The organism is Micromonospora sp. BS32, assembly GCF_059089345.1.
Genome location: NZ_JBSSHR010000005.1, coordinates 82,730 through 106,161, shown reverse-complemented (window position 1 = coordinate 106,161; position 23,432 = coordinate 82,730). Strand labels below are relative to the sequence as shown.

Sequence of the window (23,432 nt, the reverse complement as noted above, 5' to 3'; positions counted from 1 at the left end):
TCGGCAGCAGGAAATGCAGGGCGAATCAGATCACCCGGTTGACGCCGGCCAGATGGAGCAGCCGGTACCAGCGGGACACCCGCAGCTCCCAGGCGTGCGCGTCGCGCAGGATCGGCGTCTCGGCGGGCGCGCCGGGACGTGGGAGTTCGCGCACGACCATCCTGGCCGGCTTGCGCCTGACGTCGGTCCTACGGTCCACGGGATCCTTCAGCGGATGGAAGGGACGACGCGGCGGTGGTTCGCTCGCGCCGCCATCATTTACGAGGGTCTTATTCTTTTCGGCCTTGGGTCGGAAAAGTAATTCGGACGTGGGTGACGGAAAGCGGACAGACGAAGACGGATGAAAAGGGCGCCAGGGCATCCGTGCCGCCTGTTCGGGCGCATCCTCCAGAGCGAGTGGATCGAATTATGGGAGCGTCACGGTTGGTGAAGGGTGATCGGTGGGGATAACGCGTTCGCTGGCCCTACGGGGCGGTCCGCCACCGTCACCTTCCGGGCGCCAGCCACACCCCGCCCACGCCGACCGGCCGGCCCGGTGGCCGGCGTACGCGCAGGGGCGGGTGACCCGCGCAGACGATCAGCCGTCGCGCTCCGGGTATCCCACCGGCACGGCCGAGACGTCGTCCAGCGCGGTGGTGATCTCCTCGGGCAGCGTCATCCGCTCCACCTGCAACGCGCCCAGCAGTTGGCCCACCGTGCGGGCGCCCAGGATCGGCGCGGTCACCCCCGGCCGGTCCCGGATCCAGGCCAGCGCCACCTCCATCGGCGACACCCCCAGCCCGCCGGCGGCGATGGTGACCGCCTCCACGATGCTGGAGCAGCGCGGCTCCAGGTAGGTGGCGACGAACCGCTCGAAGTGCGCGGAGGCGGCCCGGGAGTCCGCCGGCCGCCCGTTGCGGTACTTGCCGGTCAGCACGCCCCGACCGAGCGGCGACCAGGGCAGCACCCCCAGCCCCAGCGCCGCGCAGGCGGGCAGCACCTCCCGCTCCACGCCCCGCTCCAGCAGCGAGTACTCCACCTGGGCGGCGACCACGGGGGCCCGCCCCGGCCAGGCCGCCTGCCAGGCCGCCGCCCGGGCGGTCTGCCAGCCGGAGAAGTTCGACACCCCGACGTAGCGGACCCGGCCGCTGGCCACCGCGTGGTCCAGCGCCGCCAGGGTCTCCTCCAGCGGGGTGTCCGGGTCGTACCCGTGCACCTGCCACAGGTCCACGTGGTCGGTGCCCAGCCGGCGCAGCGACGCGTCCAGGGTGCGCAGCAGGTGCCCGCGGGAGCCGTCCCGCCGCCGGCCGCTGCCGGGACGCAGGCCGGCCTTGGTAGCGATGAGCACCTCGTCGCGGGGGACGAGGGCGTCCAGCAGTTCGCCGAGCACCGACTCGGCGTCGCCGTCGCCGAACACGTCGGCGGTGTCGACCAGGTTGCCGCCCGCGTCGAGGAAACTCTTCAGCTGGGCGGCCGCGTCGTCGGCGTCGGTGTCCCGGCCCCAGGTCATGGTGCCGAGCGCGAGCCGGGAAACCGCCAGCCCGCTTCGGCCGAGCGGTCGCTGCTGCATGGGTGAACCTTATTTCGAACGTGGCGTCACCGATATCCTCGCTCCCGGCATCTTCGCCCGTCGCGTCCCCGACAGCGGGGCCCGACGGGCCGGACCGCCCGGCGGGGACGATCGGCGGCCCCCGGGGCGCCGGTGGTGAGCCGGTGATCGGTCCCGCGGCCGGTATTGCGTAACCTGATGCGACCTGTGGTGCGGGATGGGGGAGGATCAGTGCGACTCGGGCTCAGCCTCGGATACCAGACAGCGTGGAGCACGCCGGCCGATCACCTGGCGCTCGCCCAGGAGGCGGACCGCCTCGGCTACTCAGTGGTGTGGGCGGCGGAGGCCTACGGCTCCGACTCGCCCAGCATGCTGGCCTGGATGGCCGGCCAGACCCAGCGGATCGACGTGGGCAGCGCGGTGATGCAGATCCCCGCCCGGACCCCGGCGATGACCGCGATGACCGCGGCCACCATCGACGCGCTCTCCGGCGGCCGGTTCCGGCTCGGCCTGGGCGTCTCCGGCCCGCAGGTCTCCGAGGGGTGGCACGGCGTACGGTTCGCCAAGCCGCTCGCGCGGACCCGCGAGTACGTCGACATCGTCAAGCTCGCCGTGGCCCGCAAGGAGGTCGCGTACGACGGGGAGCACTACACCCTGCCGCTGCCCGACGGGCCCGGCAAGGCGCTGCGGCTGGGCTTCCACCCGCCGCGCGAGCACATCCCGATCTACCTCGCCGCGGTCGGCCCGAAGAACCTGGAACTGGCCGGCGAGGTCGCCGACGGCTGGCTGGCCGTCTTCTACGCCCCCGAGTTCGCCGACGAGCAGCTCGCCTCCGTGCGGGCCGGCCGGGCGAAGGCCGGCAAGGAGCTGGCCGGGTTCGACGTGGTGCCCTCGGTCCCGGTGGTGGTCGGCGACGACGTCGCCTCCTGCGCCGAGCTGGTCCGCTGGTACGCCGCGCTCTACGTCGGCGGGATGGGCAGCCGGCAGCAGAACTTCTACAACCAGCTCGCCACCCGGATGGGCTACGGCGACGCCGCCCGCGAGGTCCAGGATCTCTACCTGGCCAAGCGGCAGCGCGACGCCGCCGCCGCCATCCCGATGGAGTTCATCGACCGCACCTCGCTGCTCGGCCCGAAGGAGCGCATCGCCGAGCGGATGCGGGAGTACGCCGCAGCCGGCGTCACCACCCTCTCGGTGACCCTCTTCGTCGCCGACCGGGACAGCGGCGTGCAGACCCTGCGGACCGTCGCGGAGGCGCTGGACCTCTCCGGGGTCGGCGAGTGACCTGGGTCGAGGCCATCGTCCTGGGCATCGTCCAGGGGCTCACCGAATTCCTCCCGGTCAGCTCGTCCGGTCACCTGCGGATCACCTCGGCGATCTTCTTCGAACGGGACGCGGGTGCCTCCTTCACGGCGGTGACCCAGCTCGGCACCGAGGCGGCGGTGCTGATCTACTTCGCCAAGGACATCTGGCGGATCACCCGGGTCTGGCTGCTGGGCATCCGGGACCGCTCGGTGCGCGCCAGCCTCGACTACCGGATGGGCTGGTACGTGATCGTCGGCTCGATCCCGATCGGGCTCTTCGGCTTCCTGTTCAAGGACCAGATCCGCACCGCCGGCCGGAACCTGTGGGTGGTGGCGACCACGCTGATCGTCTTCGCCTTCGTGCTGGCCTTCGCCGAGTACTGGGGGCGGCAGACCCGCACCCTGGAGAACTTCCGGATGCGCGACGGCATCGTGATGGGCTTCGCCCAGGCGATGGCGCTCATCCCCGGGGTGTCCCGCTCCGGCGGCACCCTCACCGCCGGCCTGCTGCTCAGCCTGACCCGGGAGGCGGCGGCCCGGTACTCGTTCCTGCTGGCCATCCCGGCGGTGGTCATGTCGGGCGTGTTCAGCATCGGCGACGTGTTCGAGCCGGCCGCGCCGGGGACCTCGGTGCCCACCGTGGCCCAGACGGTGGTGGCCACGCTGATCGCCTTCGGCATCGGCTACGCGGCCATCGCCTGGCTGCTGCGCTACGTGGCGCACCACACCCTGTACGTCTTCGTGCTCTACCGGGTGGCGCTCGGCGCGCTGGTGCTGTCGCTGCTGCTGACCGGCACGATCAGCGCCACCTGAGCCGGACCCGCCGCGACGGCCCCCGACACCACCGGTGCCGGGGGCCGTCGCGCGTGCGGGGCACCTAGGGTGGTGTCGTGGCGACCCTTCTGCTTCTGCGACACGGCCGGACGACGGCGAACGCCGACGGGGGGCTGGCCGGGCGCCAGCCGGTCGAGCTGGACGACACCGGCCGGGCCCAGGCGAGCGCGGTCGGCGAGCGGCTGCGCGGGCTGCCCCTGGCGGCGGTGGTGACCAGCCCGCTGATCCGCTGCCGGCAGACCCTCGACCTGGCGCTGCCGCGGGCCGAGCCGGTGGTGGAGGAGGGCCTGATCGAGTGCGGGTACGGCGCCTGGGAGGGGCAGCCGCTGAAGAAGCTGGCCAAGGAGCCGCTCTGGCCGGTGGTGCAGCAGCACCCGAGCGCCGCGGTCTTCCCCGAGGGGGAGTCGATGGCCCAGATGTCGGCCCGGGCGGTCGCCGCGGTCCGGTCCTGGGACGCCCGGATCAGCGCCGAGCACGGTCCGGAGGCGGTCTGGCTGGCGTGCAGCCACGGCGATGTGATCAAGGCCATCGTGGCGGACGCGCTCGGCGTACACCTGGATCTGTTCCAGCGGATCGTCGCGGACCCGGCCTCGGTGACCGCGATCCGCTACACCCCGCTGCGGCCCTTCCTGGTCCGGCTGAACGACACCGGCGGCGATCTGGCCGGGCTGGTGCCGCCGCCGCGCAAGCGGCGCCGGCGGGCCACGAAGCCGACCGACTCGGACGCCGCGGTCGGCGGTGGCGCGGGAGCGGCCGGGTGAGCCGGGTCGCCACGCCCGGGGCGGGTCGGGCGGCCCCCGGCGTTTCGCCCTCGGCTGAACCGGCGTCGGTGCGGTGCGCGACGCCTCCATGGGCCGGATAGGGTCGTGGGTATGACCCACCAGGTGCACGCCTTCGAACCGCCGGAGCGGTTCGTCGCCGGGACCGTCGGGCCGCCGGGGGAGCGCACGTTCTTCCTCCAGGCGCGCGGCGGTGGCCGGCTGGTCAGCGTCGCGCTGGAGAAGGTCCAGGTGTCCCTGCTCGCCGAGAAGCTGGAGGAGCTGCTCTCCGAGGCGCAGCGCCGGTTCGGCGTGGAGCTGCCGGAGGCGGTGACCGCCGTCGGCGACAACGACCCGCTGGACACCCCGGTCGACGAGGAGTTCCGGGTCGGGACGCTCGGGCTGGCCTTCGACGTCGACAGCGCGACCGTGGTGATCGAGGCGATCGCCGCCGGCGAGGTGGAGGCCGAGGTCGAGCTGGGCGACGACGAGGACGACGAGGACGACGAGGAGCCGGACGAGGACCTCGACCGGCTCCGGGTGCGACTGACCCCCGAGGCGACCCGCGAGTTCATCGAGCGGGCCAAACGGGTGGTCAACGCCGGCCGGCCGCCGTGCCCGCTCTGCGGCCAGCCGCTGGACCCGGCCGGTCACCTCTGCCCCCGGCACAACGGCTACCACCGGTGACCTCGTCGGAGCTGCGGCACCTGGACGGCAGCGCGGCGCTCCGGCTGCTGCGCGACGGCGAGCTGACCCTGGAGGGTCGGCTGGTCGACGCCTCCAACACCACCCTGCGCGGCGTCCTGACCCTGGACGGGCAGAGCGCCCGCTGCGTCTACAAGCCGGTCCGGGGGGAGCGGCCGCTCTGGGACTTCCCGGACGGCACCCTCGCCGGCCGGGAGGTCTCGGCGTACCTGGTCTCCCGGGCCACCGGGTGGGATCTGGTCCCGCCGACCGTGCTGCGCGACGGCCCGTTCGGCCCCGGCTCCTGCCAGCTCTGGATCGACGAGCCGGAGGACGCCGAGCCGCTGGTCGGGTTCGTGCCCGCCGAGGCGGTGCCGCCGCGCTGGTTCCCGGTGGCCGCGGCCCGTGACGACGACGGCGCCGCGTACGCCCTGGCCCACGCCGACGACCCCCGGCTGGCCCGGCTGGCCGTCCTCGACGCGGTGCTCAACAACGCCGACCGCAAGGGTGGCCACGTGCTGGTCGGCCCGGACGACCGGCTCTACGGCGTGGACCACGGGGTCTGCTTCCACGTGGAGGAGAAGCTGCGCACCGTGCTCTGGGGCTGGGCCGGCCGACAGCTTCCCCCGGACGCGGTGGAGATGCTCGACGGGCTGGCCGGGCAGGTCGCCGGGGAGCTGGGCGAGGAACTGGCCGAGCACCTGACGATCGGCGAGGTCGCCGAGGTGGCTGCCCGGATCGACCGGCTGCGTGCCGACGGGCGCTTCCCGTTACCGCCGGAGGACTGGCCGTCGATGCCCTGGCCGCCGATGTGAGCGGCTGTCACGTTGATCACCCGCGGGGCCGCTCCCGGGCGGCCGGAGGCTCGTTAGGCTGACGGTCATGGAGTCTTGGGCGGGACACGATGTGCCACGGCTGCCGGGTGACGGTGCGCCACTGAGCTTGTACGACTCGGCGCGGCGCGGTGCCCACCCCAGCCGGCCGGACGGCGCCGGCACCATGTACGTCTGCGGGATCACCCCTTACGACGCCACCCACCTCGGCCACGCCGCCACCATGATCACCTTTGACCTGGTGCAGCGGATGTGGCGCGACGCCGGGCTGCCCGTGCGGTACGTACAGAACGTCACCGACATCGACGACCCGCTGCTGGAGCGCGCGGCCCGCGACGGCGAGGACTGGAAGGTCCTCGCGATGCGGGAGACCGCGCTGTTCCGCGAGGACATGGAGGCGCTGCGGATCATCCCGCCGGCGCACTACGTCGGCGCGGTGGAGTCGATCCCGGACATCGCCGAGAAGGTCCTCGTCCTGCTCAAGGACGGCGCCGCGTACCGGCTGGAGGACGGCACCGGCGACGTCTACTTCGACATCAGCGCCGCCCCCGCGTTCGGCTACGAGTCCAACCTGACCCGCGAGCAGATGCTGGAGATCTTCCCGGAGCGCGGCGGCGACCCCGAGCGGCCCGGTAAGCGCGACCCGCTGGACCCGCTGCTCTGGCGCGGTGCCCGCGAGAGCGAGCCGTCCTGGCCCGGCGGCGAGTTGGGCGCCGGCCGCCCCGGCTGGCACATCGAGTGCGCGGTGATCGCGCTGCAGCTGCTCGGCGACCGGATCGACGTCCAGGGCGGCGGCAACGACCTGCTCTTCCCGCACCACGAGTGTTCGGCCGCGCACGCCGAGCGGCTCACCGGCCAGACGCCGTTCGCCGGTCACTACGTGCACGCCGGCATGATCGGCCTGGACGGCGAGAAGATGTCGAAGTCCCGGGGCAACCTGGTCTTCGTCTCCCGGCTGCGGGCCGACCAGGTCGACCCGATGGCGGTCCGGCTGGCGCTGATGTCCGGCCACTACCGCGCGGACCGCTCCTGGACCGACGACCTGCTCACCACCGCGCTGGAGCGGCTGGACCGCTGGCGCCGGGCGGCCGCGGCCCCCGCCGGGCCGTCCGGGTCGGCGTTCCTGGCCGGGGTACGCGGCCGCCTCGCCGACGACCTCGACAGCCCCGGCGCGATCGCGCTGGCCGACGAGTGGGCGGCGCAGGCCCTGGCCGGCGTGGCCGACGACGCGGACGGCCCGAGGCTCTTCGCCGACACCGTGGACGCCCTGCTCGGCATCCGCCTCTGAGCCTCGGGTCACCCGGGGGCGTCAGCCGAGGACCAGGCCGGGGTCCGGGTCGGGGTCCGGCGCCGGGGCGGGGATCTGGTACTCCTCGGTCAGCGTGGTCATCGGGCCGGGCCAGGTGGCCTGGGCGACCTCGATGGGCTTGCGGTGGGCGTCGTAGGCGACGTGCAGCAGGTGCAGCACCGGCGTGTCCGGGCGGATCTGCAGGGTCTCCGCCTCCTCCCGGCTGGGCTGGCGGGCGCTGATCGTGTCGGTGGCCGACGCGTAGCGCCGGCCGGTGACCTCCTCGGCCTCCTGGTAGAGCGGGCGGCCGAACGCCTCGGCCCGCTCCAGCGAGGTGCCGGCGGTCTCGGCGGGCAGGAACCAGGAGGCGCCCACCTCCACCGGTGAGTCCTCGGTGCGTACCAGGTGCCGCCGGCAGAGCAGGTCGGTGCCGTCCGCGACGCCGAACGCGTCGGCCACCTCGGGCGGGGCGGGGGCGCGGCCGACCGAGACCAGTTGCTGCCGGTACCGGGCGGCCAGGTCGGTGTGGTAGCCGCGGAAGCCGCCGTACCGGCCCCGGGAGAGCCGGTTGAGCCGGCGCCGGGTGCCCCGGACGTACGTACCGGAGCCGGGTTTGGTGATCAGGACGCCCTCGACCCGGAGCTGGTCGACCGCGCGCTGCACGGTCTGCTTGGCGACGCCGAACATCTCGGCGATGGCCGGGATGGACGGCAGCCGCTCGCCGGGCGCCCAGTCGCCCCGGCGCACCTGGGCCTTGAGCTGCGCGGCGATCTGCCGGTGCGGGAACTCGGCCGCTCCCGGGTTGATCTGCATGCCCGCCTCCTCATGACAGCTAGGTTCCTAGGATGCCCTAGCGGGTGTGCCGAGGGAAGCCCGACACGGTTCCTTCCCTGGACACACGACGAACGGCGCCGACAGGGCATTGCCCCGCCGGCGCCGGATGCGGATCAGCGCGCCAGTGTCACCAGGAGCCGGCGGTGGGGCCGGCGGAGCCGCCGCGGCGGCGTAGGTACTTCTCGAACTCCTGGGCGATCTCGTCGCCGGTCAACGGGGTGATGCCGGCGTCGCCGACCCGCTCCTCAAGCTCACGCACGTACTCGCCGAGCTCGGCGTCCTGCTCGGCGGCGCCGCGGACCCGCTGCTCCCACTCCGCGGCCTCCTCGGCCAGGTCGGCCATCGGCACCGGCAGGTCGAGCACCTCCTCGACCCGGTGCAGCAGGGCCAGGGTCGCCTTGGGGCAGGGCGGGTTGTTGGCGTAGTGCGGCACGTGCACCCAGAACGAGACCGCGTCCACCTCGGCCTTGGTGCAGGCGTCCTGGAGCACCCCGACGATCCCGGTCGGCCCGTCGTAGCGGGTGGGGGTGAGCTGGTAGCGCTGGGCGGCCTCCGTGTCGGAGGCGCTGCCGCTGATCGGCAGCGGCCGGGTGTACGGCACGTCGGCCAGCAGCGCGCCGAGCAGCACCACCCGTTCCACCTCGAGGCTGTGGCAGATCTCCAGGACCTGCTCGCAGAAGGTGCGCCAGCGCATGCTCGGCTCGATGCCGCGGATCAGCACCACGTCCCGCTCGGTGCCCTCGGGGCTGGCCACCGTGAACTTCGTGGTGGGCCACTCCACCCGCCGGGTCTCCCCGTCGGCCATCGTGATGGTCGGCCGGCTGACCTGGAAGTCGTAGAAGTCCTCCGGGTCCAGCTCGGTGACCGGGCGGGCCTGCCAGACCTGCTCCAGGTGCTCCACGGCGGCGGTCGAGGCGTCCGCGGCGTCGTTCCAGCCCTCGAAGGCGGCGATCGCCACCGGGGACCGCAGCACCGGCAGCCCGTCGAACTCGGTCACGCCGTCACCTCACCCTGCTCGTCGGGGCCGGCGCCGGGCGCCGGCCCGGTCGTCCGCCCCCCGTGCACGGCGGCGTCCCTGTTGTCCTTCACGTCCGTCAGCCTACGTGCCGGGTCCGGATGCGGCCCGTCGGCCGCGCCGGTCCGACACCGCGCCCGGGGGCGGAAAGCCACGAAACGGGTACGGGTCGACGTCGGCAGAATGTGGGACCGCGCCAGGGGCCGTTACCGGTGGCCGGATCTTCGCACTAACCTGGTGCCGTGCGGACTTCGTTGCTGGATGTGCTGGCCGACCGGATTCTCATCGCCGACGGGGCGATGGGCACCATGCTGCATGCTGCCGACCTGTCCCTCGACGACTACGAGGGGCTGGAGGGCTGCAGTGAGATCCTCAACGTGAGCCGCCCGGACGTGGTGCGCGGCGTGCACGAGGCGTACCTCGCCGCGGGCGCGGACTGCGTCGAGACCAACACCTTCGGCACCAACCTGCCCAACCTCGGCGAGTACGGCATCGCGCACCGGATCCGGGAGCTGGCCGAGGCCGGGGCCCGGATCGCCCGGGAGGCGGCCGACGCGCACAGCACGCCGGAGCGTCCCCGGTTCGTGCTCGGCTCGATCGGGCCGGGCACCAAGCTGCCCACCCTCGGGCACGCCGCGTACACGAGCCTGCGGGACGCGTACCAGGAGAATGCCGCCGGCCTGATCGCCGGCGGGGCCGACGCGCTGATCATCGAGACCTCGCAGGACCTGCTCCAGGTCAAGGCCGCCGTCGTCGGGTCCAAGCGGGCGATGGCCGAGCTGGGGCGGCCGGTGCCGATCATCTGCCAGGTGGCGATGGAGACCACCGGCACGATGCTGCTCGGCAGCGAGATCGGCGCGGCGCTGGCCGCGATCGAGCCGCTCGGGGTGGACCTGATCGGGCTGAACTGCTCCACCGGGCCGGCCGAGATGGGCGAGCACCTGCGCTACCTGTCCCAGCACTCCAGGGTCCCGCTGTCGGTGATGCCGAACGCGGGCCTGCCGGTGCTCACCGCCGACGGGGCGTACTTCCCGCTGACCCCGGTGGAGTTGGCCGACGCGCTGGAGCGGTTCATCGCCGACTACGGCGTGTCCCTGGTCGGCGGCTGCTGCGGCACCACCCCGGAGCACATCCGGGTGCTGGCCGAGCGACTGCACGGTGCCACCCCGGTCGCCCGCGAGCCCCGGCACGAGGCCGGCGTCTCCTCGATCTACCACCCGGTCCCGTTCGCCCAGGACGCCTCGGTGCTGATGGTGGGGGAGCGGACCAACGCCAACGGCTCCAAGGCGTTCCGGGACGCGATGCTCGCCGCCGACTGGCAGGCCTGTGTGGAGATCGCGCGCAGCCAGGCCCGGGACGGCTCGCATCTGCTGGACCTCTGCGTCGACTACGTCGGCCGCGACGGCACGCAGGACATGCGGGAGCTGGCCGGCCGCTTCGCCACCGCCTCCACCCTGCCGATCATGCTGGACTCCACCGAGCCGGCGGTGGTCGAGGCCGGGCTGGAGATGCTCGGCGGTCGCTGCGTGGTCAACTCGGTCAACTTCGAGGACGGCGACGGCCCCGGGTCGCGCTACGCCCGGGTGATGCCGGTGGTCGCCGAGCACGGTGCCGCGGTGGTCGCGCTGCTCATCGACGAGGAGGGCCAGGCCCGCACCAAGGACTGGAAGGTACGCGTCGCCGCCCGGCTGATCGACGACCTGACCGGCCGGTGGGGGATGGACCGGTCGGACATCCTGATCGACGCGCTGACCTTCCCGATCGCCACCGGTCAGGAGGAGACCCGCCGCGACGGCATCGAGACCATCGAGGCGATCCGGGAGATCGCCGCCCGCTACCCGGGGGTGAACTTCACCCTGGGCATCTCGAACGTCTCCTTCGGGCTCAACCCGGCCGCCCGGCAGGTGCTCAACTCGGTCTTCCTGCACGAGTGCGTGCAGGCCGGCCTGACCTCCGCGATCGTGCACGCCAGCAAGATCCTGCCGATGTCGAAGATCCCGGACGCGCAGCGCGAGATCGCCCTCGACCTCATCTACGACCGGCGCCGCGAGGGGTACGACCCGGTGCAGCGGTTCATCGAGGCCTTCGAAGGGGTCGACGCCGCCTCGGCGCGGGCCACCCGGGCGGAGGAGTTGGCCGCGCTGCCGCTGGACGAGCGACTCAAGCGCCGCATCATCGACGGCGAGCGCAACGGCCTGGAGGCGGACCTCGACGCGGCGATGGCCGGCGGCCGGGCCCCGCTCTCCATCATCAACGACATCCTGCTGGACGGGATGAAGGTGGTCGGCGAGCTGTTCGGCTCCGGGCAGATGCAGCTGCCGTTCGTGCTCCAGTCGGCTGAGGTGATGAAGACGGCGGTGGCCTACCTGGAGCCGCACATGGAGACCGCCGAGGACGGCGGCAAGGGCCGCATCGTGCTCGCCACCGTCAAGGGCGACGTGCACGACATCGGCAAGAACCTGGTCGACATCATCCTGTCCAACAACGGCTACGAGGTCGTCAACATCGGCATCAAGCAGCCGATCAACGCGATCCTGGAGGCCGCCGAGGAGCACCGGGCCGACGCGATCGGGATGTCCGGCCTGCTGGTCAAGAGCACCGTGATCATGAAGGAGAACCTCGCCGAGATGGCCTCGCGCGGGGTCGCCGAGCGCTGGCCGGTGCTGCTCGGCGGAGCGGCGCTGACCCGGGCGTACGTGGAGGACGACCTGCGGGCGCTCTTCCCCGGCCAGGTGCACTACGCCCGGGACGCGTTCGAGGGACTGTCCCTGATGGACCGGGTGATGGCCGCCAAGCGCGGCGGCGCGCCGATGGTCGATCCGGAGCGGGAGGCCGCCCTGGCCGCCCGCCGGGCCCGGCGGGAGAAGCAGCGGACCATGGTCAGCGAGGCGCTGCCCGAGCTGCATGACTCCTCGGTCCGCTCCGACGTGGCCGCCGACGTGGCGGTGCCGACGCCGCCGTTCTTCGGCACCCGGGTGGTCAAGGGCGTGCCGTTGGCCGACTACGCGGCGCTGCTCGACGAGCGGGCCACCTTCCTCGGCCAGTGGGGGCTGCGCGGCGCCCGTGGCGGCCAGGGTCCCTCGTACGAGGAGCTGGTGGAGACCGAGGGCCGGCCGCGGCTGCGGTACTGGCTGGACCGGCTGACCGCCGACCAGGTGCTCGAGGCGGCCGTGGTGTACGGCTACTTCCCGGCGTACGCCGAGGGCAACGACCTGGTGGTACTGGACGAGAACGGCAACGCCGAGCGGGCCCGGTTCTCCTTCCCGCGGCAGCGGCAGGAGCGCCGGCTCTGCCTGGCCGACTTCTTCCGACCCAAGGGCGACCAGCTGGACGTGGTGGCGTTGCAGCTGGTCACCGTCGGCCAGCCGATCAGCGACTACACCGCGAAGATGTTCGCCGCCAACGAGTACCGGGACTACCTGGAGGTGCACGGCCTGTCCGTGCAGCTCACCGAGGCCCTCGCCGAGTACTGGCACCGCCGGATCCGCTCCGAGCTGATCCTGCCCGGCGGCGGTACCGTCGCCGAGAACGATCCGGCGGACCTGGCCGGCCTGCTGCGCAACGACTACCGGGGCTGCCGGTACGCGTTCGGCTACCCGGCCTGCCCGGACCTGGAGGACCGGGCGAAGATCGTCGGGCTGCTGGGCGCGGAGCGGATCGGGGTGCAGCTGTCGGAGGAGTTCCAACTGGTCCCGGAGCAGGCGACGGACGCGATCGTGGTGCACCACCCGGAGGCGAACTACTTCAACGCCAAGTGACGCCGCCACCCCGCGCTGAGCTGCGTAATCATCCTCCGGCTACCTACCTGGGCTCGCTTAACCAAGCTGGCCGTTCGTTGCGCGGCGAGCACGCATTTCGCGGCCATCATCGCGTGGCTGTGCTCGACTTCGAGGCAGGCCGTTGGTGCTTGGTGTCGAATTCCTGGGTCGCTGCCCAGCTTGCGAGCAGTGTGAACTTGTCGGCGGACTCGGAGTCTTCATCGACGCTGTAGGTGCCGATGGACAAGCCCGTTTCGCCGGGCATCTCGAACACGTCGAAGGTGATCTCGATCTCGCCGACCTCGGGGTGGCGGTAGACCTTCTGGCCGGTGCGGTGCTCGTGCACGTCCTGGCGGGCCCAGTCTTGCCGGAACTGCGGGCTTGCGGGTTGACAGTTCCCCGATGAGTTCGGTGAGGTCGCCGTTGAGTGGGTCTCGTCCGGCTTCGAGTCGCAGCATGGCGGTGGTCATGCGACGGGCCAGGGGCCAGTCGACGTAGTAGTCCTTGGCGCGGGCGTCGAGGAAGATGAACCTGGCCATGTTCGGTGCGTCGGCCTCGAAGTGCGGAGAGAACAACGCGCGCCCCATGAGGTTCGAGGCGATGAGTCTTGTTGCGCGTTGTACACGACGGCCGGGACGGCCAAATTGTCCAGGACACGCTGCATCGATGCGCGCAACGCCCGCTTTGCCGGTTTCCCGCTGCCCGTCGCCGACGCCACCGGGGCGGTGCGGGCCAGGTCGAACAGGTGCTCTCGCTCGACGTCGTCGAGCTGCAACGCCCGCGCGATCGCAATCAGCACGCTCTCGGAAGCGCCACGGATATTGCCACGCTCGAGACGGGTGTAGTAGTCGAGGCTGACTCCGGCGAGCATTGCCACCTCTTCGCGCCGCAAGCCCGGCACGCGTCGTTCCCCGCCGTAGTCAGGAAGGCCCGCTTGCTTGGGCGTCACGTGCGCGCGCCGGGAGACCAGGAACTCCCGGACCTCGTTCTTCGAGCTGATGGCCTCCACGGTAGCCACGTGTCGTAGTCACTCGGGGTACGGTCGGAACCCCCTGACGGTGCGGGGCGGGCGGAAGTGCGTTGGGGGATTGCGTCAGACGGTGAGGAGCACCTTGACGGCGCGCCGTTCGTCCATCGCCCTGTAGCCCTCCGCGGCCTCCTCCAGTGGCAGGGTGAGGTCGAAGATCTTGCCGGGATCGATCTTGCGTGCCCAGATCAGCTGGATCAGGTCGGGCAGAAACCGGCGCACCGGGGCGGGGCCGCCATGCAGATGAATGTTGGCGAAGAACAGCTCCAGGCCGGGCAACTCGACCTCGTGGGTGACGCCGACGAAGCCGAGGTGCCCGCCGGGGCGGGTGGATCGGATGGCCTGCGTCATCGACTCCTGCGTGCCGACCGCCTCGATCACGCTGTGCGTACCCAGTCCGTTCGTGAGCTCCTTGATCTTCGCTACGCCCTCGTCGCCGCGCTCTTCCACGATGTCGGTCGCGCCGTAGAACCGAGCCAGCTCCTGCCGCTGAGGGTGGCGGGACATCGCGATGATCCGCTCGGCGCCCAACTGCTTGGCAGCGAGGATGCCCATCAGGCCAACCGCCCCGTCACCGACGACCGCGACCGTCTTGCCAGGGCCGGCCTCAGCGGCGACGGCAGCGAACCAGCCGGTGCCGAGCACGTCGGACGCGGCCAGCAGCGACGGGATCAGCTCCGGGTCCGGCTGCCCCGGCGTAGGAACCAGGGTGCCATCCGCCAGCGGGATACGAGCCTTCTCGGACTGGGTGCCGATCGTCGACACAAAAGTGCCGTGCACACACTTGGACTGGTAGCCGGACTGGCAGATCTCGCACGTGTTGTCGGAGATGACGAACGACCCGACAACGAAGTCGCCGACCTTGAGGCTCTTCACCTCGGAACCGATCTCCTCGACGACACCCACGTACTCGTGACCCATAACCTGATGGTCGACGGCCTCGATGCCCCGGTACGGCCACAGATCGGACCCACAGATGCAGCTCGCGGTCACCCGGATGATCGCGTCCGTGGGCTCGATGATCTTCGGTTCCGCGCGCTCCTCGACGCGGACGTCGCCCGCGGCATACATGATCACTCCACGCATCGGGTGTTTCTCCTTGCTCTGTACGTAGCGCCTGCGGTGCGGAGCCGCTTCTTGAAATCCGCGGCATCCGCGTTCCTGACCCGTGGAACTCCCGCCGACGGCCCACTGGGAGGGCGCAACAGGACCCCTCAGGCGTCTTCCTGCGCTGCCCCGCTCGATGCCGTGGCCGCTCGCGGCTCAGCTGGTGAGTCTGCCAGCGGCTGGACTCCTGGCGGACCGCCTCTGTGAGATCCCGCCACGCGCCCGCCGAGGTCGTTATCATCAGGTCGACCATCGAGCGCGCCGATCCTTCCTCCGGGACGTCGTACGAGACTTCACCACCAGCCCGGTCTCGAGTAGAGCCAGCAGTTTCGGCTACTGCCATCTCCAGCTGTCCGAGGTGCAGACTCTGCCCTGCTCGTTGCGCGCCAGTGCTGTTGGGCCGCGGCGGCGGCTGACGAGGGCCGTCAGGAGTGGGAGGGCGAGGGCGCCGGTGAGGCCATCATCTGCACGATCCGTGCCTGTAGCGCGTTCCTCATCGGCGGGTCATGTGCGGAGAACGCGGCAGCTTGTAGCGGCTTCGGGAAGATCCGCCGGATGCTGTCCGGGTACACCCCCTCTCCGCCTTCCGGAGTCTGATAGGTGACCGGGGGCCCCAGCCGCACGGCGATTGGCCTCGACACGCCGGGGTACGGGTTGTCGGCGGAATAAGCCGTTTCCTTTGCCACATCTGCCGGACTCAACCACTCGCAGTCCAGTTGGGTGTAGGCCGAACATCGTCGTAGTCGTGCAGGGCCACCCCATGCGCTTCACGGCGAGGCGGCGCCGCATTGGCTTGGGGTGACGGTCCGACGTTGTCGTGGCGGTTCGGGCTTGCTTGCAATGGTCTGCAAGCAAACAGCGGCATCCCAACCGCTTCGCCGGCGGGGCTGTCAGTCGCTTGCCGGCGAAGCTAGCTGCTGGCACTGATAGACCTCGCTGTCGCTAAGCCTGTCGACGAGGACGTAGACGTGCTCGACGGCGCGGTGCAACATCGCTCGCGTCGATGTAGAAGTCAGCCGCTGGGTCTGCCGGGTGACCCCGGCGTCGCCAACCCGACCGGATCTCACGGAAGACCGCTCCCAGGCGGTGCCCGGGAGCGGTCTTCGTCGTGTTCACCCGCGCCGACTTGTCACGCGTAGCTGTACTGCGTCCCCGAGCAGTAGGTGGTGGTGCCCTGCACCAGACACATCCTGAGGCCGATGCGCGTGCCCTCGGCGATGTCGCCGGTCTTCCAAGGGGTGTAGTACGGAGAGTTGTAGCCACGCGTCGACGCGATGCGGTCGGTATCCCACGAGCTTCCGGGATTGATGTCCAGCCACGCCTCTACGCCCAGCCCATCGGCGTAGATGTCGCCCGCCCTGATGGCGTCACCCGGCAGCGAGCCATAGGGGTCTGCCTGGAAATAGGCGTAGCCGATGTCATTCCCAAATTCGTCTTCCATCTTCATCGTTACGTTATCGCCGTCTCTGGACGTCGTGACGCTGTAGCCGCCGGGCAGGGACGCCAGCGCCGGCGTCTCGGCGACTACGAGCGTGACGCCCATTGCGGCCACGGTGGCCGCAGCCACCCGCAGGGACGAGAGCAAGATCCGTTTCACGTCATCTCCCTTACTGGAGCAGAGGCCTTTGTGTGCCTGCTCCCCCGTGTGCTTCCGGCAACGGAATCGAAGTCCGATGATCATGGCGGGCCGCAGGCCCGCATGATCATCGGACGGCATGAAACATAGAGGACAGTCCTTCGGTTCACACAAGATCCTCGTCAGGATCGCTCCGCCCGACAATGCATCGAAGGAGATGGACCGCTATGACCCCTGATGTCCGTCGGAGGGTGTGGAAAGCGGCTCGCCCGTCATCGACGAGGACTAGGTCCAGGCCGCCACTAGGCCGTCGAAGGCGGACCAGCGGCGACCAACGAGGGCCACGGATGCCAAGCGTTTGTGCAGCTCGACGTCGAATTGCCATCCCTTGCCGGACAGGTCAGCAGGCCGGCGACACCGACTATTCCACCTGTGCTGGAGAGCGAGTTCAGCCGAGGGTCAGCTTCAGCTTCGGCCGGGCGGTCAGCAGGTCGCTGTTCACGAAGGCCAGGTCGATGGCCGGGTCGGCGAAGGTGGTCGGGATTGGCGACGTGATCGGGATACCGTCGGGCAACGGCAGGTCGGGGGCCAGCGTGATCACGGTGCCGGACAGTCGCCCGACGAAACGGGTGGTGTAGAAGGCGACGTCGCCGCTGACCGTCAGCCGGTCGGTGGCCAACCGTATGGTCCGGCCGGCCGGGCCGGGCGTGAGTAGCAAAAAATCGTCGATGACCGCTTGGTCCATCCTGAACTTCAACGCCGTGAGGGTGCCGTCGGCGGTGGGTAGGGCGACGACCCCCTCGAACCGGAGCCCGGTCATGGTCACCTTGGAGCCGGTCAGCCTCGACGAGGTCGCCGCCACCACGGGCTGCCCCGGTTCGGCGGCGATCCGCGGCAACGGCTTCCCGGCCTCGACGCCGTCGGTGGGGCTCGGCGACGGCTTCGGGCGGGCGCAGTCGACGCCGGAAACCGTGGGCCGGGGGTTGGCCAGCACGGTCGCGGACGGCCAGGTCGGGCAAGTGGGCCCGTCCCGCCCTGCAGCGAGCAGCGCGGACGCCCGCGTCGGGCTGGGTGCAGCGAGCGCCACGGCAGCGGAGAGACCGAGCAGCCCGAGCAGCACCGCGAAGAACCGCGGATCGCGCTGCCGGGGCAGCCCCGCCTCCGGCCTCCCGGCTCGCCGGAACGTCCCGGACCCGCCGGTCTTCTCGTATGCGGTGGGCTGCGGCTGGGCCACGCGCGGACCGATGCCGTTCCGGCTCGACATCAGCTCGTTGACGAGGGCCGGCTGCTCGCGCTCGGTGCCGGGGGGGCTGCGTCGGGGGCCGGCAGGTCATGGCCCGCGGCGGCCGTTGGCTTGTCCCGCCCCGTCGCGTCGTCCGGCGACTCGTCCCGCACGGTTCCGTGGCCGGGCGCCTCGTGCCGCAGCGACCCGTCGCCTGCCGACTCGTTGCGCCCCGTCCTGTCGTGTGCCGACTCGCGACCGGGCCGGGCGGTCGGGTGGGGGTCGGGCACCCACGCGAAGCCGAGGGCGCTGCCCACCAAGCCAAGCAGCAGACCGACGAAGAACCCGCCGAGGTTCACCCCGATCAGGGAGAAGAGCGTGGTCAACGCGGCGACCACGGCGTAGAGGACCCGGTGCTGCGGCCTGAACCACATCAGCAGTCCGCAGGTCACCAGGATGGTGGGGATCAACCAGGCAAGGAAGCCGGTCGGCCCCATCTGAAAGGAGAGGTTACCGAGCGACATCTGGCTGGTGCCGAAGATCTCCAGGCCGGCCAGGGCGGTGAGCAGGCCGCCCCAGAACGGCCGTGTCCGCCGCCAGCGGCGGGGGCCACGCCATGCCTCGCGGGGCCGGTCACGCCGGGCGTGCTGCGGTTGGGCGGTTGTCACGCATGCCTCCTGCCGAGTGAGGGTCGAGGGCAGGGGAGGGGCACGCGGAGCGTGCCCTGGGGCCCCGGTGGTCAGCTCAGAAGCATTCCTTGGCGTCCGCGCCGACGTTGACCTTCAACTTCAGCCCTGTCAGGACGAACGTCCCGGCGTGGGTGGAGCGGGCCACCTGGCGGAGGTTCTTGATGGTCACCGTGTCGGCCTGCTGGCCGAAGCCCTTTCTGTCGCCCGTCGCGCCGTCGGGACCGCCCTTGAGGGTCGACGCGTCCTGTCCGATGTTGATGTTCGTGAACGTGGTGTCACCCTCGAGTGAGTCGACGTCAATCAGCAGGTCGCTCGCGGTGGCGGGGTTGCCGCCGCCGCCGGCGTTGATGGTGAGCACCACGGGAGCGCCGGGCACCTTCGCCGACTGGCAGAGGTCGTAGATCCGCGCGTTGCGGATACCGGTAACGGCCACCGGATGCTTCGTGCCGTCGATCTCCTCGGCGATGCCGCCGAACTGGACGAAGCCCTCACCGCGCAGCTCGGAGGCGGAGACCTTGAATGTCTGCCCCGAGACCGCAAACGAGGCCGCGAGCGCCCCGTTGGCCACGCTCGCCACGATCGCGCCAGCGACGGCGGTCGCCGGCACCAGCATCGCGGCGAACCGCCGCCACCGGGTACGCCCTGGGCTGTCGAACCGATCCTGCACGATCCCTCCTCGATCGGGTGTCGCGTGGCAGTTCGGTCAGTGCCGGGGCGGCCGCGACGGGTTCGATCGCGATCGCACCCATGCGGCAGTCCCTTTCCTGTACGCCCGTCCGGACCGCTGACGGATCTCCCCGACTCCCGTAGAGCCGGTCGCGGCCCGACTTCCCGTACCGATAGGCGTCAAACCAGGCACCCAGGTGGGGGACTGTCCGGATCTTTGTGGGTGCGGCGGTGATCGCCTTTCAGTTTCCGGTGATGTGAGGTTCCCCCGGTAACTCGGAGGCTTTCGATCATGCTCTGATGGAGCTGAAGGAAGTCATCCGTGGCAGCACCGAAGAAGTACTCCGATGAGCTGCGTTAACGTGCGGTGCGCTTGTATCGGGAGTCGGACCCGAAGCCGGTGATCCGCCAGTTGGCGAGGCAGCTTGGCGTCCATCACGAGGCGTTGCGGAACTGGATCCGCCAGGACGAGGCGACCGGGGCCTGCGTGGCGACCGGCCGACGACCGCGGAGGCCGAGGAACTGCGGCGGCTCCGCAAGGAAGTCGCTGAGCTGCGCAGGGCCAACGAGATCCTCAAGGCCGCCTCGGCTTTTTTCGCCTCGGAACTCGACCCGACCCGGCGACGGTCATGACGCTCGTGGACGAGCTGAAAGACCCCGCGCTGTTGAACCTTGCTCTCCAACTGGTGGCGGTGGAGGGGCTGCGGCCCGTCCGAACGGAACACGCAGTGGCCTGGTTCAGCCGCCTGACCTCAGGCGTGAACTTCGGCCGGCTGCGGCGAGGGGCTGGTGCGCCTTGGTGGAGGTGAGGTCGGTAGCGGTGTTCTGGCTCGGGTGTCAGACTCGGCCGCGTGGTGGCGGAGGAGCGAACCCGAGAAGTTCGATCGGTCGTCGACCTGGTGACCGGATGGGCGGCAGAGCGCGAGGACATCCGGGGGGTGCTGGTCGTGGGCTCCTGGGCACGTGGAGCCGCGCGAATGGACTCCGACGTGGACATCATTGTCCTCACGGACAACCCACACCATGCAAAGGTGGACGTCTGGACGGGCCTGCTCGGTGGCGGGGTCGTCCGGCTGGGAGAATGGGGCCCGCTTCGGGAGGTCCGCGTACGGCGACCCTCGGGTCTTGAGGTCGAGCTGGGTGTCGTGCCGGTGAGCTGGGCGGACACCGAACCTGTCGATCCAGGAACCCGCCGGGTCGTCACGGACGGACACCGCATCGTGCATGATCCGGCAGGTGTGCTGGCCTCGTTGTCGGCGGCGTGCCGTACCAGCCGGTGAGGGACACACAGGACTGGCGCAACCAACGACGGTCAGCACTGGTCGCCGGGCAGGTCCCACCAGTACGGCAGGCCGGTCGGTGACCAGGTCGGGTCCGGCCGGAAGTCGCACCAGGTGCCGTCGAACGGGAACCCGCCCCGCTCGGCCCGCGCGATGAGCCGTTTCCCCTCCGCGCGGATCCGCGCGGCGCCCTCGGCGTCCCAGAACCACGGGTCACCGGTCTGGGCCGCGAACTCGTCCTCGTCCTTCCACCGCCAGCTGCGGTCGGGGTCGACGAGCAGGTCCAGGGCGTGATCCCGAATGTCGATGCCGCCGGCCCAGCGCCGCACGGTGGCCTCCAGGTTGACGTACCAGCCGGCGAACTCCCCCTCGGCGGTCCAGGACCACCAGACCGAGTGGGCGGCGTCCGGCGGTGTCAGCATCAGCGTGCGGTACGGCCCCCAGGTTGCGGGACGCAGCAGCGTCGGCATGGTCAGCTCGGTGCGGATCGGCAGCGCGCGGGTCGGCGTGCCGTCGAGGGCGGTGCGCTGGATCGTCGCGGAACCGACGTCGACCCAGAGCAGCAGGCCGCGGTGGTCGTCGGCGACCACCCGGCCACACTGGACCGCCGCGATGCGCCCGTCTGGGTGGATGCTCCGCCGCAGAGCGGTCTGTCCCGGTTGCAGGCGCATCCGGGCACGATAGCGGCGCTGCTCCCTCGGTGGGGGAGTGGTCCACCGGCGAGCGACCGCCGCCGGGCGCCGAGCAATCAGGCCGACGATGCGCCCGGTCGGAACGCGCGTTTGCGGCCGGTGGCGGCGGGTAGCCACGGTGCCTCCTGGACGGAAGGACGTGGCATGGCCGAGCTGGGGTTCGTCGAGAAGGTCGCGGCACGGGCGGGTGTTCCGCCGGAGACGGCGCGGTCCCTGGCCGAGGCCACCCTGGGCACCCTCGCCCAGCGGCTCAGCGGCGGGGAGTCGGCCGCCCTGGCCGGCCACGTCGCCGACGAGCTGAGCCCGCTGCTGGTCAAGGGCGCGGAGGAGCCGGAGGTCTTCGGGTACGACGAGTTCCTGCGCCGGGTGGCCGTGCGCGCGGGGGTGGATCGGGGCGTCGCGGAGCGGGGCGTGCGGGCGGTCCTGCAAACCCTGCACCGGGTGGTCGGGCACCGGGAGTTCGAGGACGTGATGGCCCAGTTGCCGGCCGACCTGGGGGCGCTGGCCCAGCCTCTGCCGCACGGACCCTGACCGAACAGGGCACGGAGCTACCGGCCGGCCGGCGGGGCCGCGACGTCGGGTAGAACCGGCGGCGTCGGCGCGTACCGGGCGGCGGCGGCCCGCAACTCGTCCGCCACCCGCCGCCGCAGCTCGGCCGGCGCCAGCACCTCGACGGCGGAGCCCAGGCCGACCAGCGCCGAGCAGGCCCACGACCCGCTCTCGAACGGGACCGTCAGCTCGACCTCGCCGGTCGCGGTGACCGGGACGCGGTGCTGCCCCTGCACCGGCACGAGACGACGCAGTCGCGGCAGCGCCCGGGGCGCCACCCGGAGGGTGACCTCCACGGCGGTCTTCTCGTCCTCCCACTCGCGGCGGACGTCGGCCCACGCGCGGGCGAGATCGAAGGCGGGCGGGCGCACCGCCGGCTCGTCGAGCACCTCCACGGAGCGGACCCGGGAGATCCGGTAGGTGCGCCGCTGCCGGTCGCGCAGCGCCACCAGGTACCAGTCGCCGGCGGTGAGCACCAGCCCGAGCGGTTCGACCTCGCGGGTCGTCGCCCGCCCGTCGCGCACGTACCGCAGGCGCACCCGGCGGTCGCGCCAGACCGCGTCGGCGAGCGGGGTGAGGCAGGGCACCGGCTCCGGGGTGCCGTACCAGCGGATCGGGTCGAGGTGGAACCGCTCCGCGGTCCGGCCGGCGCGTTCCCGGGCTTCGCCGGTCAGGCTGGCGAGGACCTTGGTCCGGGCGCCCTGCAGCAGCTCGCCCAGCCCCAGTTGCTCGGCCGGGCCGGCGAGCCCGAGGAACGCCAGCGCCCCGGCCTCGTCCAGGCCGACGCCGGTCAGCCGGGTCCGGTAGCCACGGTCCAGCCGGTACCCGCCGGCCGGTCCTCGGGTGGCGCGTACCGGTATCCCGGTGGCCACCAGGGCCTCCACGTCCCGCTGCACGGTGCGCTCGCTGACCTCCAGCAGCCGGGCCAGTTCCCGGCCGCTGGCCTGACCGCGCACCTGCAGGTGCAGCAACAGCGTCATCATCCGCGAGGCACGCACGGTGCAATGGTCGCGCACGTATACGACAGAAGGTGTCGGGAACTCGGGTGAGACTCGGTCCGGCGGCGCGCTCCGGCGCCCCCCGGACGGACGGAGCGACATGACCGAGACGGTGCGGGACCTGGATCAGCAGATCAGCCCGGCGCAGTTCCACCAGGCCGACGACGTGGCGGACTGGCGGGTGCTGGGCGACGGCGCGTGCGCGTACTTCCACACCGGAACGTTCGCCGGTGGCGCCCGCCTGGTGCGGGAGATCAGCGAGCTGACCGGTCAGGACCACCAACCCGCCGTCGACGTGCGCGCGGCGGGCGTGACGGTGCGCCTGGTCACGAGCCGGCCCGGCTTCTACGGCATGACCAGGCGCGACGTCGAACTGGCCCGTGAGATCTCCGCCGCGGCGCGGAGGCTGGGCGCGCCCGCCGACCCGTCCGTGGTGCAGAACGTCCAGATCTCGATGGACGCGCTGGTCGCCGCCGACGTGCTGCCGTTCTGGCGTGCCGTGCTCGGCTACCGGGATCGCGCCGACAGTCCTGAGGACCTGATCGACCCGCGTGGCCGCGGACCACTGGTCTACTTCCAGCAGATGGACGCGCCGCGTCCGCAGCGCAACCGGATCCACCTCGACATCTGGGTGCCGCACGACCAGGCCGAGGCGCGGATAGCGGCGGCGATCGCCGTCGGCGGCCATCTGGTGACCGACGAGTACGCGCCGGCCTGGTGGGTGCTCGCGGACGCCGAGGGGAACGAGGCCTGCATCGGCACCGCACCCACCGCGAGCTGAGCGGGCGGT

General features: G+C 71.5%; 19 protein-coding genes and 5 pseudogenes. 11 read left to right on the top strand and 13 right to left on the bottom strand.

Annotated features, from left to right (window positions below; genetic code table 11):
- Positions 1-25: 25 nt before the first annotated feature.
- Together AC5RWQ_RS10200 and AC5RWQ_RS10195 are read right to left on the bottom strand one after the other, a co-directional pair.
- Positions 26-154 (bottom strand): hypothetical protein, encoded by a 129-nt coding sequence (locus AC5RWQ_RS10200; RefSeq protein ID WP_494282486.1) that lies wholly within the window; start codon positions 152-154, stop codon positions 26-28.
- 423 nt (positions 155-577) lie between these two features.
- Positions 578-1,549 (bottom strand): aldo/keto reductase, encoded by a 972-nt coding sequence (locus AC5RWQ_RS10195; protein WP_494282485.1) that lies wholly within the window; start codon positions 1,547-1,549, stop codon positions 578-580.
- A gap of 210 nt (positions 1,550-1,759) precedes the next feature.
- On the opposite strand from AC5RWQ_RS10195, the gene AC5RWQ_RS10190 reads away from it, so the two are divergent.
- The 6 genes from AC5RWQ_RS10190 to mshC all read left to right on the top strand — a co-directional run bounded on the left by AC5RWQ_RS10190 (position 1,760) and on the right by mshC (position 7,229).
- A complete protein-coding gene (locus tag AC5RWQ_RS10190; RefSeq protein ID WP_494282484.1) occupies positions 1,760-2,812 on the top strand; it encodes an LLM class F420-dependent oxidoreductase in 1,053 nt (350 codons plus the stop codon).
- Positions 2,809-3,645 carry an undecaprenyl-diphosphate phosphatase gene (locus AC5RWQ_RS10185; RefSeq protein WP_494282483.1) on the top strand — a complete coding sequence of 279 codons (837 nt, stop codon included), beginning with the start codon at positions 2,809-2,811 and terminating at the stop codon, positions 3,643-3,645. Before AC5RWQ_RS10190 ends, AC5RWQ_RS10185 begins: the two co-directional genes overlap by 4 nt.
- Positions 3,646-3,722: 77 nt before the next feature.
- Positions 3,723-4,427, top strand: coding sequence for a histidine phosphatase family protein (locus AC5RWQ_RS10180; protein WP_494282482.1), 705 nt, complete (start codon positions 3,723-3,725; stop codon positions 4,425-4,427).
- A gap of 111 nt (positions 4,428-4,538) precedes the next feature.
- Positions 4,539-5,111 (top strand): DUF3090 domain-containing protein, encoded by a 573-nt coding sequence (locus AC5RWQ_RS10175; protein WP_494282481.1) that lies wholly within the window; start codon positions 4,539-4,541, stop codon positions 5,109-5,111.
- Positions 5,108-5,923 carry an SCO1664 family protein gene (locus AC5RWQ_RS10170; protein WP_494282480.1) on the top strand — a complete coding sequence of 272 codons (816 nt, stop codon included), beginning with the start codon at positions 5,108-5,110 and terminating at the stop codon, positions 5,921-5,923. Before AC5RWQ_RS10175 ends, AC5RWQ_RS10170 begins: the two co-directional genes overlap by 4 nt.
- A 67-nt stretch (positions 5,924-5,990) precedes the next feature.
- Positions 5,991-7,229: a cysteine--1-D-myo-inosityl 2-amino-2-deoxy-alpha-D-glucopyranoside ligase gene (gene mshC / locus AC5RWQ_RS10165; protein WP_494282479.1), complete on the top strand. Its 1,239-nt coding sequence runs from the start codon at positions 5,991-5,993 to the stop codon at positions 7,227-7,229.
- A gap of 21 nt (positions 7,230-7,250) precedes the next feature.
- Here the strand turns inward: mshC and AC5RWQ_RS10160 are convergent, their stop codons facing one another.
- Positions 7,251-8,042, bottom strand: a complete 792-nt coding sequence (locus AC5RWQ_RS10160; RefSeq protein ID WP_494282478.1) for a GntR family transcriptional regulator — start codon at positions 8,040-8,042, stop codon at positions 7,251-7,253.
- Positions 8,043-8,190: 148 nt separating this feature from the next.
- On the bottom strand, positions 8,191-9,060 hold the full coding sequence (locus AC5RWQ_RS10155; RefSeq protein ID WP_494282477.1) for a PAC2 family protein: 870 nt from the start codon (positions 9,058-9,060) through the stop codon (positions 8,191-8,193).
- Between the two features lie 260 nt (positions 9,061-9,320).
- On the opposite strand from AC5RWQ_RS10155, the gene metH reads away from it, so the two are divergent.
- Positions 9,321-12,836, top strand: coding sequence for a methionine synthase (metH, locus tag AC5RWQ_RS10150; protein ID WP_494282476.1), 3,516 nt, complete (start codon positions 9,321-9,323; stop codon positions 12,834-12,836).
- 106 nt (positions 12,837-12,942) lie between these two features.
- Here metH and AC5RWQ_RS10145 read toward each other — a convergent pair.
- From AC5RWQ_RS10145 to AC5RWQ_RS10115, 7 genes and pseudogenes are all read right to left on the bottom strand, one after another.
- A pseudogene (locus tag AC5RWQ_RS10145) lies at positions 12,943-13,209 on the bottom strand (MmyB family transcriptional regulator); the annotation flags it as partial.
- Between the two features lie 73 nt (positions 13,210-13,282).
- Positions 13,283-13,423, bottom strand: a pseudogene (locus tag AC5RWQ_RS10140) (MmyB family transcriptional regulator); the annotation flags it as partial.
- 167 nt (positions 13,424-13,590) lie between these two features.
- Positions 13,591-13,737: pseudogene (locus AC5RWQ_RS10135) on the bottom strand (helix-turn-helix domain-containing protein); the annotation flags it as partial.
- Between the two features lie 192 nt (positions 13,738-13,929).
- Entirely contained in the window at positions 13,930-14,949 is a 1,020-nt protein-coding gene (locus AC5RWQ_RS10130; protein WP_494282475.1) for a zinc-dependent alcohol dehydrogenase family protein, read from the bottom strand.
- Between the two features lie 1,150 nt (positions 14,950-16,099).
- The gene (locus AC5RWQ_RS10125) at positions 16,100-16,567 is read right to left on the bottom strand and encodes a hypothetical protein (protein ID WP_494282474.1); all 468 of its coding nucleotides are present in this window, start codon (positions 16,565-16,567) and stop codon (positions 16,100-16,102) included.
- A 427-nt stretch (positions 16,568-16,994) separates the two neighbouring features.
- Positions 16,995-18,436, bottom strand: a pseudogene (locus tag AC5RWQ_RS10120) (DUF6114 domain-containing protein).
- 76 nt (positions 18,437-18,512) lie between these two features.
- Complete coding sequence (locus AC5RWQ_RS10115; protein WP_494282473.1) at positions 18,513-19,124, bottom strand: DUF6230 family protein; 612 nt, start codon at positions 19,122-19,124, stop codon at positions 18,513-18,515.
- A 366-nt stretch (positions 19,125-19,490) separates the two neighbouring features.
- Here AC5RWQ_RS10115 and AC5RWQ_RS10110 point away from each other — a divergent pair.
- Together AC5RWQ_RS10110 and AC5RWQ_RS10105 are read left to right on the top strand one after the other, a co-directional pair.
- A pseudogene (locus AC5RWQ_RS10110) lies at positions 19,491-19,592 on the top strand (transposase); the annotation flags it as partial.
- Between the two features lie 382 nt (positions 19,593-19,974).
- Positions 19,975-20,403 (top strand): nucleotidyltransferase domain-containing protein, encoded by a 429-nt coding sequence (locus tag AC5RWQ_RS10105; protein ID WP_494282472.1) that lies wholly within the window; start codon positions 19,975-19,977, stop codon positions 20,401-20,403.
- A 32-nt stretch (positions 20,404-20,435) separates the two neighbouring features.
- Here AC5RWQ_RS10105 and AC5RWQ_RS10100 read toward each other — a convergent pair whose 3' ends face one another.
- Positions 20,436-21,074 (bottom strand): ribonuclease FAU-1 family protein, encoded by a 639-nt coding sequence (locus tag AC5RWQ_RS10100; protein WP_494282471.1) that lies wholly within the window; start codon positions 21,072-21,074, stop codon positions 20,436-20,438.
- 165 nt (positions 21,075-21,239) lie between these two features.
- Between AC5RWQ_RS10100 and AC5RWQ_RS10095 the strand changes: the two genes are divergently transcribed.
- Positions 21,240-21,626, top strand: a complete 387-nt coding sequence (locus AC5RWQ_RS10095) for a DUF2267 domain-containing protein (RefSeq protein ID WP_494282470.1) — start codon at positions 21,240-21,242, stop codon at positions 21,624-21,626.
- A gap of 17 nt (positions 21,627-21,643) precedes the next feature.
- Here AC5RWQ_RS10095 and AC5RWQ_RS10090 read toward each other — a convergent pair whose 3' ends face one another.
- The gene (locus AC5RWQ_RS10090) at positions 21,644-22,642 is read right to left on the bottom strand and encodes a helix-turn-helix transcriptional regulator (RefSeq protein ID WP_494282469.1); all 999 of its coding nucleotides are present in this window, start codon (positions 22,640-22,642) and stop codon (positions 21,644-21,646) included.
- A gap of 100 nt (positions 22,643-22,742) precedes the next feature.
- On the opposite strand from AC5RWQ_RS10090, the gene AC5RWQ_RS10085 reads away from it, so the two are divergent.
- A complete protein-coding gene (locus AC5RWQ_RS10085; protein WP_494282468.1) occupies positions 22,743-23,423 on the top strand; it encodes a 4a-hydroxytetrahydrobiopterin dehydratase in 681 nt (226 codons plus the stop codon).
- Positions 23,424-23,432: the final 9 nt, after the last annotated feature.

Coding starts and splice junctions, on each gene's coding strand:
- AC5RWQ_RS10085 (WP_494282468.1), top strand. CDS start 22,743: ATGACCGAGACGGTGCGGGACCTGGATCAGCAGATCAGCCCGGCGCAG.
- mshC (WP_494282479.1), top strand. CDS start 5,991: ATGGAGTCTTGGGCGGGACACGATGTGCCACGGCTGCCGGGTGACGGT.
- AC5RWQ_RS10130 (WP_494282475.1), bottom strand. CDS start 14,949: ATGCGTGGAGTGATCATGTATGCCGCGGGCGACGTCCGCGTCGAGGAG.
- AC5RWQ_RS10195 (WP_494282485.1), bottom strand. CDS start 1,549: ATGCAGCAGCGACCGCTCGGCCGAAGCGGGCTGGCGGTTTCCCGGCTC.
- AC5RWQ_RS10100 (WP_494282471.1), bottom strand. CDS start 21,074: ATGCGCCTGCAACCGGGACAGACCGCTCTGCGGCGGAGCATCCACCCA.
- AC5RWQ_RS10095 (WP_494282470.1), top strand. CDS start 21,240: ATGGCCGAGCTGGGGTTCGTCGAGAAGGTCGCGGCACGGGCGGGTGTT.
- AC5RWQ_RS10160 (WP_494282478.1), bottom strand. CDS start 8,042: ATGCAGATCAACCCGGGAGCGGCCGAGTTCCCGCACCGGCAGATCGCC.
- AC5RWQ_RS10175 (WP_494282481.1), top strand. CDS start 4,539: ATGACCCACCAGGTGCACGCCTTCGAACCGCCGGAGCGGTTCGTCGCC.